General features: G+C 34.8%; 17 protein-coding genes and 1 pseudogene. 15 read left to right on the forward strand and 3 right to left on the reverse strand.

Going from position 1 to position 14125, the window contains the following annotated elements; translation table 11 throughout:
* Positions 1 to 84: 84 nt before the first annotated feature.
* The 6 genes and pseudogenes from STK_RS15710 (at position 85) to STK_RS09645 (ending at position 2745) form a co-directional block, all read left to right on the forward strand.
* Positions 85 to 273, forward strand: a complete 189-nt coding sequence (locus STK_RS15710) for a hypothetical protein (RefSeq protein WP_232616460.1) — start codon at positions 85 to 87, stop codon at positions 271 to 273.
* Between the two features lie 139 nt (positions 274 to 412).
* A complete protein-coding gene (locus STK_RS09630) occupies positions 413 to 757 on the forward strand; it encodes a hypothetical protein (protein ID WP_010979788.1) in 345 nt (114 codons plus the stop codon).
* A 26-nt stretch (positions 758 to 783) separates the two neighbouring features.
* Positions 784 to 852, forward strand: a pseudogene (locus tag STK_RS16015) (hypothetical protein); the annotation flags it as partial.
* 202 nt (positions 853 to 1054) lie between these two features.
* Positions 1055 to 1699 carry a hypothetical protein gene (locus tag STK_RS09635; protein WP_010979789.1) on the forward strand — a complete coding sequence of 215 codons (645 nt, stop codon included), beginning with the start codon at positions 1055 to 1057 and terminating at the stop codon, positions 1697 to 1699.
* Between the two features lie 36 nt (positions 1700 to 1735).
* Entirely contained in the window at positions 1736 to 2104 is a 369-nt protein-coding gene (locus STK_RS15715) for a hypothetical protein (protein ID WP_010979790.1), read from the forward strand.
* Between the two features lie 452 nt (positions 2105 to 2556).
* A complete protein-coding gene (locus STK_RS09645) occupies positions 2557 to 2745 on the forward strand; it encodes a hypothetical protein (protein WP_052846636.1) in 189 nt (62 codons plus the stop codon).
* 98 nt (positions 2746 to 2843) lie between these two features.
* Here the strand turns inward: STK_RS09645 and STK_RS09650 are convergent, their stop codons facing one another.
* A complete protein-coding gene (locus STK_RS09650) occupies positions 2844 to 3071 on the reverse strand; it encodes an antitoxin VapB family protein (RefSeq protein WP_010979792.1) in 228 nt (75 codons plus the stop codon).
* 157 nt (positions 3072 to 3228) lie between these two features.
* Between STK_RS09650 and STK_RS09655 the strand changes: the two genes are divergently transcribed.
* From STK_RS09655 to STK_RS15325, 5 genes are all read left to right on the forward strand, one after another.
* The gene (locus STK_RS09655) at positions 3229 to 3540 is read left to right on the forward strand and encodes a DUF5658 family protein (protein WP_010979793.1); all 312 of its coding nucleotides are present in this window, start codon (positions 3229 to 3231) and stop codon (positions 3538 to 3540) included.
* 755 nt (positions 3541 to 4295) lie between these two features.
* A complete protein-coding gene (locus tag STK_RS09660) occupies positions 4296 to 4628 on the forward strand; it encodes a hypothetical protein (RefSeq protein WP_010979794.1) in 333 nt (110 codons plus the stop codon).
* A 7-nt stretch (positions 4629 to 4635) separates the two neighbouring features.
* Entirely contained in the window at positions 4636 to 5475 is an 840-nt protein-coding gene (locus STK_RS09665) for a hypothetical protein (protein WP_010979795.1), read from the forward strand.
* 2 nt (positions 5476 to 5477) lie between these two features.
* On the forward strand, positions 5478 to 6284 hold the full coding sequence (locus STK_RS09670) for an ATP-binding cassette domain-containing protein (RefSeq protein WP_010979796.1): 807 nt from the start codon (positions 5478 to 5480) through the stop codon (positions 6282 to 6284).
* Between the two features lie 61 nt (positions 6285 to 6345).
* Positions 6346 to 7032, forward strand: a complete 687-nt coding sequence (locus STK_RS15325; protein ID WP_198429677.1) for a hypothetical protein — start codon at positions 6346 to 6348, stop codon at positions 7030 to 7032.
* A 255-nt stretch (positions 7033 to 7287) separates the two neighbouring features.
* Here the strand turns inward: STK_RS15325 and STK_RS09675 are convergent, their stop codons facing one another.
* Together STK_RS09675 and STK_RS09680 are read right to left on the reverse strand one after the other, a co-directional pair.
* Complete coding sequence (locus tag STK_RS09675) at positions 7288 to 8148, reverse strand: endo alpha-1,4 polygalactosaminidase (RefSeq protein ID WP_010979798.1); 861 nt, start codon at positions 8146 to 8148, stop codon at positions 7288 to 7290.
* A 267-nt stretch (positions 8149 to 8415) separates the two neighbouring features.
* The gene (locus STK_RS09680; RefSeq protein WP_010979799.1) at positions 8416 to 9225 is read right to left on the reverse strand and encodes a DUF929 domain-containing protein; all 810 of its coding nucleotides are present in this window, start codon (positions 9223 to 9225) and stop codon (positions 8416 to 8418) included.
* Positions 9226 to 9812: 587 nt separating this feature from the next.
* Here STK_RS09680 and STK_RS09685 point away from each other — a divergent pair.
* The 4 genes from STK_RS09685 (at position 9813) to STK_RS15330 (ending at position 13970) form a co-directional block, all read left to right on the forward strand.
* Positions 9813 to 11171, forward strand: coding sequence for an ABC transporter permease subunit (locus STK_RS09685; protein ID WP_010979800.1), 1359 nt, complete (start codon positions 9813 to 9815; stop codon positions 11169 to 11171).
* A gap of 34 nt (positions 11172 to 11205) precedes the next feature.
* On the forward strand, positions 11206 to 12102 hold the full coding sequence (locus tag STK_RS09690; protein WP_010979801.1) for an ABC transporter ATP-binding protein: 897 nt from the start codon (positions 11206 to 11208) through the stop codon (positions 12100 to 12102).
* Position 12103: 1 nt separating this feature from the next.
* Entirely contained in the window at positions 12104 to 13462 is a 1359-nt protein-coding gene (locus tag STK_RS09695; RefSeq protein ID WP_052846639.1) for an ABC transporter permease, read from the forward strand.
* Between the two features lie 394 nt (positions 13463 to 13856).
* Positions 13857 to 13970 carry a hypothetical protein gene (locus tag STK_RS15330; protein WP_232616556.1) on the forward strand — a complete coding sequence of 38 codons (114 nt, stop codon included), beginning with the start codon at positions 13857 to 13859 and terminating at the stop codon, positions 13968 to 13970.
* Positions 13971 to 14125: the final 155 nt, after the last annotated feature.

The following is a 14125-nucleotide window of genomic DNA, read 5'->3' on the forward strand; positions in this document are numbered from 1 at the left end:
GAGCCTAGTGGGGAAAACCCCTCTTTTGCCATAGAGGGAACGTATACAGGCCCACCATCTTTTAGTGATACTGGTTGGGATGGAGTGTGGATAAATGGAGCTCCAGTACAATCCATAAATGCAGTTGCCGGCTATTCCTTTGCAACGGGCGTTGGCCAAACCGCACCAATTCCTTCATATTATGCTGAATCCGGTTTAACATTGTTCCATAATAAGTTCCTTGATGTTTGGACGAACCCATATGCTTGGTATTTCAGCATAGGAACTCCATAAGATTACAGTGCTCATGGACTACAGTATAAACAGTTATCTGAGGGCCCAGAGTTATAATGCAATAAACGCTCTAAATTATGCTTTGTATTGGATTCCACCATAAGATTTTTTAAGTTAACCTTCTTTTTTTTTTTTTAATATGGAATTTCTTTCACTTTTTGTCTTCGTTTCCGGAATAACTGTAGCTTTATTAACTCTTTATTTCTCGCCAGATTTTGGAAGGGCCAGCCTAAATAAAAGAAACCTATCGACCATATCTTTATCAATAGTCCTTATAGGTATGGGTTTATGGCTTTACTACATTGACCACCCAACATATATAGTACTACCATATGAAGGATCGCCAGAGGGGATTTATCTTGGCCCGCCACCTACTAAATATGTCCCCCCACCTTGGTATGCTAACCTCTGGCCTGAAACTCTGATAGCTGGAGTGGTGCTACTCCTAATATTGCTGTTAAGGCTTAAACCCAGCCCCTTATAAAGTCACTCTCTTTTTCACTCTTATAAAAGGAGTTCACTACAACCGATGCGACAATAGACCATGTTTGCAAAAACCATAATATCTGCGTAAGTTAGGCTATTTTTAAACGTATTTTCTCTCTTTCTGGCTAATGAGGAAGGAGCTACTCTCTCTGGTCTTCTTAACCCTACTACTAATACCAGTAACTATGGTCGCGTCAGCCTACGAAATAAACAACCCGGGCGCTGGCGGTTATTGTTACTACACAGTTTATTCGAATGATGCCGGCTACGCTTATAATGTCAGGGAGTAACCTTTGTGACGACTCTTCTCAACATATCTGGTACGTTTGGGTATAATTCCACTGAAGGCGGGAGTTACCAAGCTGTCGTCTACTACATCGCATTGAGTTGCTTTAACGGTATCTATGCCCCATATATCCAACCAGTAATAATTATATTGCTTACGAATAACGGTGAATGGGCCGTTGCTTGGGGGGTTCAAGCTATAGCGCCTAGCGGTTCAGTTGAATATAATGAAAACAGTATTATACTATACGGCTCAGGACACGCCGTAACACTTTATTGTACATTTAACTTAACAATTAAGGCTAATCTGAACAGCCAAGGTGAGATAACATCTGCTTGGGTTTACATCGAGAATGCCAAAACCGGTCAAGTTTACTTTAACCAGACTGTAAACCTCGAATACCCAATACTCGATAAGCAAGTCTTCTTCGAAGTTGAAGACCCGCTAAACGACAGTAAGCCTGTTCCGTTCCCCATTATACCTTCAAGTAATTACGTATTTGTTAATGCACTTGCGTCAAATAGTACATGGTTATTTGAAGCGGGTCTTCCGTTCAGCGACGGAACGGAGTTTATAATGAAGCCACCGCATGCAACTGCATATGTTATACCAACATTCGGCCCAGAGACTCAAGGAGTCCAATACTACTGGTGAATAAATTTATAATAAGGTATTCTCTTTTTTTACTAAATGAGAAGAATAGTTCCACCCCTAGTAGCAGTAGCCCTAATCCTCCTCGGTTTGTCCTTCTACCTATACTCAATAGACCACGTCACAATGATACATCAACCTACCCAGAGCACGACCGTCCAAAACTATACGACTGTAACTAATATGACGCAAGCAAAAGAAGAACTTCTTAAAATACTAAATCAAATTAGTACACCAATAGTGGTTGGCAATTATTCACTGCAACTCCACAACCAAACCACCACTAGCGCTATCACCATCAAGCCACCATCTTATGCAAGCCTATGGCCTGAAACCCTAACAATCGGTGCGGTACTACTTCTAGCTTCATTCCTCCTTTTACTAAGGCGTAAACCCAGCCCCTTATAAAGTCACTCTCTTTTTTCACTCTTAATGAAGTGGGCTCTACTCCTCTTCCTAACCCTTCTAGTCCTACCTATCGTATCTTTAGCCTTTTATCGCTACGGCGGTGGCGGAGGCTTCAGCTACTTTAAGTACTCTCAGACCGTCATCGTCCAGCCTTCTTCGACGCAAACCGTGAAGGAAAACGGCTCGACACTATCAACGGCGAGTTGGCTCAACCCCTCTTACGTCGGCGTCTACAACAAGTACTACCTTCAAGTGTTACCCAACGAGGAGTATATCACCAACAACGTTTCGCTCACTCTTTCTATAGCCTCTATCACTCTAAACGTTATTTTTCCATTGATGATAAGTAGTAACAGCGAAATTAAAGCTATCTCACTTATAGGTTAATCATATAAACTTCTTATGGGTTTTCACGACGAATCCTCAAAGGAATTGAAAGATTAATAGTAATATTGGCAGTATCTAGTACGGCTACAATAGCTACAGTAACCGTTACCCTCTCTACTATTATTGCAACAGTTAGAACGATAAAACAAACGGCTGAAGACGAGCTTATACCTAAGGGAATATCTAAGGATAATTTAGCTGTTTTAATAGCTGTATCCATAATGATTGCTTCTTTAGCCTTAAGTAAGCTTTAAGTAATAGGTTTAGTTTCAAACTTTGGCACAGTATTCTCTTACATTACTATCACTGTTGTAGTTTCCACGAGAAGAGGAATAAGAGGTATCAAGCAAGGTCATATTCTAAACTCCTCATGCATCTTTTTGTGGCTATCCTCTATCTTTTTTATATCCTCATCTGTGAGAATTTCTCTCAATTTATCGATTCCCCTTTCTACCTTTTTCTTTCTATACTCCTCTATTAAAAGGAGTAAAAATTCATCCCAACTCATATCTCCTTTTTCAATTTCTAACTTCTCTTTAACCTCCTCAGAAATGGAAATCGTTGTAAGTTTTCTACTCATAATTAATAATTAGGCTTTATAATTTTATAGCCAAACTGTAATTAAGCATGTGATGAATTTTATAACGGGAAGATTTTTGTGAATAAAATCATTAAGTTAGTTGTTGAAGATATACCTACGATAAAATTCTTTTACTCGTATATCTTAGTGTAATAAGATGACTCTAAATCTAATTTATGATCTAATCTCGTTCTTTGGATTTCAGTTTAACGACTTTTGGTCAACAGTGTTAGGATTAAGGGTGGGTGCTGTAGAGCATAATCCATTAGCTCGTTCAGTCTCTAAATCATGGATAACATTAGCATTATATAAGTTTGGTCTTGCAGGGTTAGCTTTTTACCTAATTTTCTTAACAATACCAATTAACATTATAAGGACTTATATTATAATAGCTGCAGATGAGCTAGAGTGTCTAGTAACGTTAAATAATATTTTAGTAATTAAACAGCATAAGATGAATAAAAAGTAAGCGGAGTATTGCATGGTCTGTTAAAGTAGTAATATGTTAAATATCATAGAGATTGGAATGAGATGTTATTTCTATTACATTTAAAAAAGCAGTTAAATTGGACTGTTCTAGACAAGGGAGTGTTCTCAAACAGTTATGAAATTCGAAAATTATTTGTAATATTATATCAAATTACCACAAATATTTTTAATCATCTTTAAATAAATCTCATTTTGTAAGGATAAATAACCTAACTTAGTAGTTTAAGGAAATTACCTTACCATAAAAAATCATAATATTTGCTCATGAACTAATAAATACTTAGAATTTACTTCCTTACTGTTATAGCTTACTAGAAAGAAATTTCCAGTAAATAAATGGATCTTCCTTATTTTTTAACATAACGTATAACTGTAACGATTTTCCTAATAAATTAAATGTGTTAATATTATTTATTTCATTGCTAAAACATGTTTGGTTATAGCGGTCTTTCTTTTTGATTCCAAGTTAAAATCTCTTTATCGAGTAGTCTAAATATCCTAATTATCTCGGGTAAATTCGATCAATTTTAAAGACAGTAATATTTATATATCAATTTGATCAACTAGATAACGAGTAAAAATGCTATCCAAAATAGTAAATAAAAACTTGAAAAAAATAGCTATCCTAGATGTACTATCAATAATGATACTACCATTAACGTCGCCACTCCTTATTGCATAAACCTATCTAAACTACATAGAGGTTCAGATGAATGTAAAAACATATTTGGATGGGTGGTAGCTTCGGCGTGGTTAACATGGCAATTCGCGACTAGCGGACAATATATCACGTCACAAGCTCTAGGTCCTTATGGTGCAGCGTCCTACTGGTTCAGCGTATCTGTACAAACAGGAGATGTGACAGAAACTGGGAATTGGAATAGTTTACATGCAACTTTTTCAGTCACCATAAGCAATTGGGCTGGACAAAAAATATCGGGTCAGCTATTTAATGATGTATATTATTACGGAGGTAATCAAGTTATCGACTACTACGGATTTAATGGTAACATATGTTATGGTAATTCAAATATACTTCCTAATTATTTTAAAATATATAATCGGTGATTGGTAAATGAGAATATCTTTCACAACTATAATTGCATTTGTATTAATATTCTTAGGTATATTCATAAACTTCATACCAACAATAATTTATTACACACAAGTATATCCTAAGATCCCCCTAAATAGAGTAGAACCAGGGGCTTACTTCACTTACGTAGTGCAAAATTTAGCTATTCCACTAAAATCAACTAACGATAGCGACTTTTTATTATCCATATCTCATGCACTCATTAGCGTAACCGTAATGAATAACAACTCTTATAAGGTAACCATAAATGGGTCTTTGTCGATATATGGCTACGATTTCGAAAAGACTTACATTGTTGAAAGTAGCTTTGTACTCAACTCTAGTAATCCGTTCATAAAGATGTTATTTGTCAGCGAAGATAAACCTATAGCTTTAGTGGGCAATAGAACAATAGTGTTAAAAATTAATCCTAGGTATTATACATTCAATACATTCGGTGGGTTAGACCCATACTCAGCGGAATTTACTAAGAACGGAGGGCTAATATATTATATACTCTTCAGCGGAGATAAGCTTGTGCTATCTAATTTATTCGTTGGCGGACTGCAGCCTAACGATACTCTTTACGATGCAACCCATATAGTTTGGAATTTACTCCAACATGTAAACAAAATAAGGGAATTAACCAGCAATATGTCTCCCTTGTTTAACGAGACTTTAATATCAATAGATTCCGGATCCTCTAATGTCAAGACTATTAATAACTTGTTTGGCGAGATAGAATGGGACTTCTCGGTAACTTACTTCCCCATAAACATCGTGATGATATTAATAGGCATGATAATCATAATCCTTAAGTTTAGAGGGAAGTTGAGTTGATAGTGGAGATCAGCAAAGTCTCTAAATCACTGGGTGGTAAGAGGGTTCTTAAGGGGATAACGTTAAGGGCAGAAACTAAGAGACTAATCCTACTAGGCCACAATGGCTCAGGAAAAACTACGTTGCTCGCAATTATTTTAGGTCTTCTTAAGCCTGATTCCGGTTCCGTGAGGCTTAACGGCATTAACCCGTTAGAAAGGAGGGACAAGATACTCAAGCTTGTCTCCTTCGCTTTTGAGAAGCCTAAGTTTGACGTGAACTTTAGGGTTAGGGATGTATATGAATTCCTCAAGAATTACGCAGAGAGTGATTGTCTCGAGCTCTTCTGGAACGAAATAGAGCTTTCCAAAATTAAAGACAGCAAAATTTTGGAACTTTCATCAGGTCAGACTCAGTTACTCCACTTAATGCAAGCTATCTGCAGAAGGTCAGAAATCAAGGTCCTTGATGAGCCCTTCTCTCACCTAGACTATGTGAGGGCTGGCATAATAGGCGATTATTTAGTCAAGAAGGGGTTCCAGGTCATAATGACTACTCATGTGCCTGAAGAGGCCGACTGGCTGGCTGATTATGTAGTTATACTTAAGGATGGGGAGCTGGTGTGGAGTGGACAATTTGAGAGGCTCAGCGAGGACGGGTACTATGAGGTTATGGTCAGAGGTCTTTATGTGCCTCCTGGAGCATTGGCCAAAGTGGGAAATGTTTATATAGTAAAGTCAACTCAGGAGGACTTAGAGAAACTCATGCAGGAGGGAAAGATATTAGGTTACAAGAGGGCAGGAGTGAGAAGACACTATGAGGTCTATTAGATGGTACTTTAAGGGTCTGTTTCCGTTAAAGTTCATGGTATTAATAATTACAACCTCCCTATTGCTAGAGTCAGCCGTTTATTTCACCTCTTCAGACCCAAAAATCGGAATACAAAATCTGGTCATGTTAAGTCTAATGCTGATAAACCCCTTAGTCCTTATCTCCGCTTTTCTTCATGTTTACAGATCAAAGGAGACCACGCTCTTCGAACTCTCTCTACTGGCAAGCTGGAGAGGAATAGCAATAGCCAGAATAGTCTCTGCATTATTATTCGTTTTGATGTTTTGGTCAATACAGTCGTTCTATCTCTTACTTCTGATATTTCTGGCCGAATATAAGGTCATAACATTGAACAGTTTCATAATATTGCTGAGTGCTAACACACTCTTGTGGTTGATCCTCACAACTCTGAATTTCTTCGTAAACTACATTAGTATTGGCCTATTAATTTCTCTCATGTCAACTAAGACTTCCAGCCTCTTGCTTGGAGCCCTTGTGTTCTTCTTCATGCCATTCTCTGTGATAATTCTGCTATCTAGCTATCAAGAAAACGGAATTGAGCTGAGTGGTCCAATGACATACTTCATCTACTTCCTTAATCCTGAGTGGAGTTATATGTTCAATTTGCAGTACCCTAAGTTAATTAATCTACACTTAATTCAAGGGTTAACCATAAGTGTTGTGGTTAGTATACTCTTAATCGCAATATATTATCTCGCGTTTATCAAGCTCCAGTTTAAGCCGTAAAGACTTTTCTAATAATAATCTAAAAGAGTATATAAATTATTCATATAGCGTGATTTTAATAATCTTAAGCTTAATTCTCGAATAGCATTTTACGTAAAATCCTACGCTTAGAAAGTTTTTAAAAAGTTGTATCTAAGGTAGTGTAAATTGCCTAGTAAATAAAATTATATTTAAACAAAATATCTCAGAATTTAATATAGATATTATCACGGTTATTTATGATAATAACTGAGTATCACGATTTTCCTATAAACGCTACTCGAACTTGAGATTAATGATCTGAAGATTTTGTAACCAGATTATAGAGAGATTCCAGTTACCTATAAAGCTGGGTACTCCTTCTGAAATAGCTAAGGATTTTACAGTATTCCAGTATATATCACCAGGATAATTAGCATAGCCAAGAGCTAACACTGTTAGGTTATAACTCTTAAGTAGGTTAGTCTCTCGAATAACAAAACTATAATTAGAGAAGGATATTTGACCGGGCGAAGTTACTTCTGTACCATAATCCTCGAACAAGACGAAATTTATCATTTTTGATATATTCTCTATCAAGGAAAATCCTCTATTAACCCCTATTATTGCATTAGGATAATGACTCCTTGTCCAATTAATTATAGATGTTATTCCTTGAGCGACAAAAGGATATTGCTCTACTACATCAACGTCATCAAACATGACCCCTTGAAATCCCATAGTCATTACTATAGTCACTTGAGATTCTATGTATTCTTGCCAACTAGGAGAAGAAACATTGACTATGTACTGGTTCCAAAGTTGATCATAGCCTATAATTACGTTTGCAGGAGGAGTCAAGTTGCCTAAGCTCATGTTAGCCAGTTCTCCTAGATCAATATAAGCTATCTTAACTGCTTTTATCTCATGCAACTGTGAGGAGTTAACTTGAGTGGGATCTATTATTACCCAAGAAAAGTTGTTTAATATTTGAATTATTGTAGAATTTATACAACCATAATAAACTGCGAATTTTGGTTCTATTACTTTAATAGAATGAGTTGGCTTTATTTCATGAGAGACTTTAAGATATAAGTAGGCTGATATTATGGATACTAAAAACAAGGTAAGGAGTAATAAGGATACTAATTTATTCATATGTATACATGTAAGAAAGAAGTAATAAGCCTTTGTAAATCAGTATAGTATGAATTATCAGCATTAAGAAACCATTCTGTAATAATAATTTTATCTATTTACATTTATTATCATTTATTTGGCAAAAAATATATAAAAGAATAATTTTTACTTAATGCAATATCAGCTTATTTCATTTTCCTCATCACTTACATGAATTATTAGTTCTAAAATAGTAACATAAAAATAAATAAATAAAGAGAAGATGACTTAATTTCTAAGATATATTTAGGTGAAAGTTATATTTAATTCTGATCCGGCAGCTTCTTCAATTACATTCTCTATTACTTGAACTCCTTGCCAGATATAAGGTACTACTTTTTTGTTGTATAAGTTCTGCATTATATAAGTTCCGTTAGCGTTCTTTAATGGTAATATATTATATAGAGGTCCGTAAGCCATATAAGTTCCGTTAGGACCAGTAATAACGAGAACTGTTACTATATGACCTTTTAGAATTGCTAAAGGTTCACTAGTGTTCTGGAATATTGCATCTAACTGATAATGCATTACTAGTTGATACAAAGGTGTTGGTAAGAAGTGCTTTAACTCTTCTGCACCAACTGTTATTAGTTCTCCCTTAGGTATTGGAGTTCCATTAGGAGTTGCATTTAACCATTTATTATACATGTAAATGAAGTAGAAGTGTACTGGTTCATCCGCTTCATATGGTGTGTAGTTTAAGAAGATTAATCCAGTAGTATTGGGGAATGGTCTGTATGGATTAGAGCTTGCATATACATAAGATAAGCTTCCGTATGCTGACATTATAATATATAATGGCCAAGCATCGGATAATGCTACATGGCATCCTTCCCAACCTATTAAGTAGACATCAACTTGATGAGGAGGAGCAAAATCCTCAGGTGAGGCATAAAAGAACTTTCCAACTGGAACAGTAGCGTATAGTGGTGGTACAGCATTATTTTGCACTTGATTTACTTGAGCTCTTAAATATACTGGTATTGCTGCTGCTATTATAAAGACTAGTATTGCAGTTATTACCATTTTCGATCTTAACCCTTCTTTCATATCCATCAATCTATTATTTTATTAAAACTAAAAAAAGTTTTTTCTTTGATTAGACATTATAGTTAAATTTATATTTTTAACTATCTTATCGTGTAATTGGGGTTGAAATTGAAAGAAAATGTGTAAGTGTTCTTGTGCAATTATGAAATTCAAAAATTGTTTGTAAAAAATATTAGAATAACGTAAAAAGTTAGTTTAACGTTAAGATATAAAATTTAAACAAAATTATTATTTTAAAACATTTATATGCAAGGGTATACTAAGGCTTTTAGTTAGAACGAGAGAATGGTTAACTATAGTCTTGCTTGTTACTCGTCATGTATCCAAGTTTTATAATGGAGAACACCATTAACTGAGGTCTATTTAAGAGAGGTGCAGTATATTGGAGACCTCTTGATATAATTTTACAAACACTTATCGAATTTCATGATTGTTTGAGAACAGCCCCAAAATACTACTGTCATACAATACAAAATGATGTTTATAAAAAGAATGCTCATAAAAATCAAGAATCTTGATGTAGTATAATATGTAGTTTTATAAATTACTGTGTTTTGAATAGTCTTATATTTTCCTTATCTTAATTACATCGTATGAAATCACCTCTTTTTTACGATTTCAAGAGAAGTTTTCTTAAACCAGCCATACTTATTATATTAGTACTATTCATATTAGCGGGTTTAATTAACGCATTTTATATACTCATTCATATAAGCCCCATATCCACAGAAAATTTAAATTTCATAGCAATGATGCACTCATCAACTTTAGTTGGAGTAGTATTCAACAATAATGGAGATCCAATAGCTGGAGCCCGTGTATGTATAATTAACGGAACTAAAGTGATAGCTTCTACTGTAACCAACACTTCTGGAATCTTTGAGCTTAAATGTGTAGGTGAGATTTTAAAGGTAACATACCACGGGCTAGTTAGGGAACACGTCTTATATCCTGGTTCTTTCCTCGCAGGAAATGCGATACCTTTAGAGAATACTAGTGAGCTCTGGTACTTTAACGTTGAAGGCGTAACAACATTTTTTTCGCCGATATTTAATACTGTTTTGAACTCATCATCTATTATGAATAACTTTACTCCAGTATGGGTTATAATTACTCAGTTTGGAAATCATTTAATAGTCCTAACTTCAGATAATGCTAATATTACAATCCAATATAAATACGGGCATTCATTATTGACTAGAACTCTTCTCGTTAAAGGACTTCACCCTGAAACTATCAATTATACCATAAAAGCTAAATACTTTGAATTAATAGTTAATGGTCATACATTATCAACTGGGTCAGAATGTGCAATTTATCCTTATACTTATTTAGGGAATAAGATGATTTCAATATATCCATCTATTTTAACACTATTTTACTTTGCCTACCCCTTCACAGCGGTATACTTAGGTTATTCATTGTTTTCAAACCCGAAAAGTAAAGGATCATTAGAGTTCCTATTAGCAAGACCGTTAACTAAAGCAAACCTTTACTTTAATCGTTTCATAGCTAACTTACTTACGATTCTTGCCTCATCTACCTTAGTTAATACAGTAGCCATGTTAGTTATTTTATTGTATACTGGAGTTCTGATACCATATAACATTGTAGTCCTTAACACACTAAGCGTTTTTATCTTTATATCAACTTTTCTAGGACTATGTTATATGGGCGGAGGTTTATCGAGAAGTAGTGCATTAAGTGTAGGGATTCCAGTATCTGCTTACTTTATATTCCTATCTTTACTAACTTTAAGCTTAGATACGAGTAAATACTCTTGGATAATATACTTAACACCTTATTCATTTGTATACTTCACCGGTAATTCCCTCTTTCAAGGATACTACTCACTTTCTCTATCTCTTCCCTTAACCTTAATATCCTCTATTCTCTTAATCCTAACTCCAACTCTGATAGGCTATATATTTTTTAAGGAGAGAGACTTCTGAATAACCTTAAATATTCCTCAGTAAATTTAAAATTGTGATACAAATAGAAAATGTGTCCAAGAATTTTGGAAAAAGAAAAGTCCTTGATAACGTTTCTTTTAGCGTAAATAACGGAGAAATTGTAGGCTTTGTAGGATTAAATGGAGCTGGAAAGACCACGACTATAAGAATAGCAGTAGGAACCATATCTCCAAATTCTGGTGATGTTTATATTGATGGCTACAGTATAACGAGGGAAAAGAAGATCGCGTCTAGAAACATAGGGTGGGTTCCAGAATTTCCTATATTCGAACAAGACGTTAAAGCTTTAGATTATTTCGTTTATATTGCTGGTTATTACGGTATCTCAGCAAAGGAAGCCACAGAACTTGGTAAGAAACTCTTTGAAGAAGTTGGTCTATCCGGTAGGGAGAAGGATAAGCTTGCGAATTACTCTCAAGGTATGAAGAAGAGATTTGCCCTTGCCGTCTCGCTCATATCAAACCCTAAGAACTTCCTATTTGACGAAGTTTTGAACGGTTTAGATCCCCAAGGTATTCAATTCTTCAGAGATATGGCATTAAAGATGAAAAGAGAAGGAAAAGCAATCCTCTTCTCTTCTCACATACTTGCTGAGGTTGAGGCAATTGCTGATAAAGTAGTCTTTATTCATAAAGGGAAGATAGTAAAAGTTTCTACAATTGACGAGATTAGAAGAAGCTTAACAAGTAAAAGTTTGAGGGTAGTGTTAAGTAATATCACTAAGGAGGCTATAGAAGAGGCTAGTAAATTCGGTGAGGTTGAAGTTAATGGTAATGTTATTATAATAAAGGACTGTAAGGCTGATTTAACCCACGTTAGTAATGTGATGTCAAAATATCAAGTCCTCGAGATTGGTTGGACTACTGGAAACCTTGAGGAATATTTCTTTAAAGTAATATCTGGTGTATGACATGCCCTCTCCATTTTTGTACGATTTTAAAAGGAGCTTTCTTAGGCTAAGTGTTTTATTAACATTGGCTCTATTTATTGCAGGAGGAGTAGGTTTAGGTTTTTTTACTATGCATTCTTTTGGCATAACTCAGTCCTCAATAGCTAGGTTAAATGTAGTATACTATACGCAAATGTCAGAAGGAAATATTACTATCATAGGAATTGTATTTAATAACCATGGAACTTTCCTCTCTGGTGTAACAGTCCAACTAGTTAAGGGTTCACAAATCATGGCTTCTACTGTTACTGTTAATGGAATATTTAAACTAAGAGCTACACAGAATATACCACAAGTACAGGGTTTTGGCATAGTATTTAATCCTACAGAGAACATTAGTATAAAGTATAATGGTATGGTAGAGAACATATCGTATTTACCTTTTGGACTTACTATTAGTACCAGCCAATTATATTATTACGAGATACAAGCTAACGTAAATTCGTCTAGCATCTACATAGCACAGTTTGGTGACCACTTAATAATATTTTCAACAAACGACACTACACTAAACTTGAAATTTTACTCGAGTTCCATGAAACAAGTAGAGAATTATACAATAGGCGTTAAGGGATTAGAACCAGTAGCAATAAAAATGATAATTCCAAATGGTGCTAAGTATTTAAGTATTTACGCTGACAGAGGAGTCGTTGTTTCCTATAAGTCTATTATTTATCCCTATACCCTCTTAGGAGATGAGATAGTAAATGCGTATCCTACAATGTTATCTTTATACGGCTCATTCTTTCCATTCGTAGCTATTTATATTGCTTATACTACGTTCTCAAGTCCTAGAAGTAAAGGATCATTAGAGTTCCTACTCTCAAAACCATTAACGAAGAGGGAACTTTTCTTTAATCGCTTTTCAGCCAATTTGGTTACAATATTCTTAGCCTCCGTTATAACTAACCTAGTAGCATTTCTGATCCTTACAATATATATAGGTATACCTCCAGCATTTGAAATCGTTATGATAGAGACTATTTATCTCTTCGCTTATATAGGCGCGTTTGTAAGCCTAGCCTACATGACAGGAGGAATCTCTAAAACTAGTGGACTGAGTATAGCTGTTCCCATAACAATGTTCTTTATATTCACCGTAATTCCGATCCTTACTTTTCTACCAAACTGGACAATTTATCTAACACCTTCAGTATTAGGAGACTATATAGATAAATACATCGAGAGTAAGGTACCTATGGACATAAACTTTTACGTTTCCCAACAGATAAGTTTAGTCCCAGCAACAGTATCTGCAATAGCATGGATTCTTGTCCCAGTTATTATAGGTTATATAGCATTTAAGAAGAAGGATATTTAAAACGAACGGAAATTCTCTTAGGTAATATATGCTCTTTTCTAGGTAAAAAGATTTGTTAAAGTAAAGTTTGTTACTTCTGTTAACTTAAGTTATTTCAATAAGCTAGAACATCCCCTTTATTCCTTGACAACTACTATGAAAAGACAAGGAGAGACTAGTGATAATATTCTTTCTTTATAATTATCCAGATCGCATGTTTAATATCCATTTAGATTCTTTAATATTCGAGTACTAAATTGATGTTTTGTATATTTTCCTAGGAATCATTTAAATTTAGCAGAATTCCACTCCTTGGTATATATTCTTGTTTATGTATTCTTTTTCATAGATCAAGTATTTTCTCTATAAGTATTAAGAAAAGATTTAAAAATCTTAACTTTTCTCTATAAACATTATTGTAGGTCCGAGACAAGTTGGGAAAACTACTTTGGTAAAACTTTTACTAAAGAAACTACCTAAGTCGACTCATAACCCTTTATCAATCTACTGCAGTTGCAACCTTGTTTAGGACTGTAAAGAGCCACTAAAGAAGTAAATGACTACTCGAAAATTAACTTCTTAGATGCACTGTTTAGAGGTTATATCTACGTAGACTGTGCTAAGAAGCTAGACGATCCATAGTTGTAGATGAAACGTCCTAATCACTCTCTCTCGAATTTATGA

It is taken from the genome of Sulfurisphaera tokodaii str. 7 (assembly GCF_000011205.1).
GTDB classification, from domain to species: domain Archaea; phylum Thermoproteota; class Thermoprotei_A; order Sulfolobales; family Sulfolobaceae; genus Sulfurisphaera; species Sulfurisphaera tokodaii.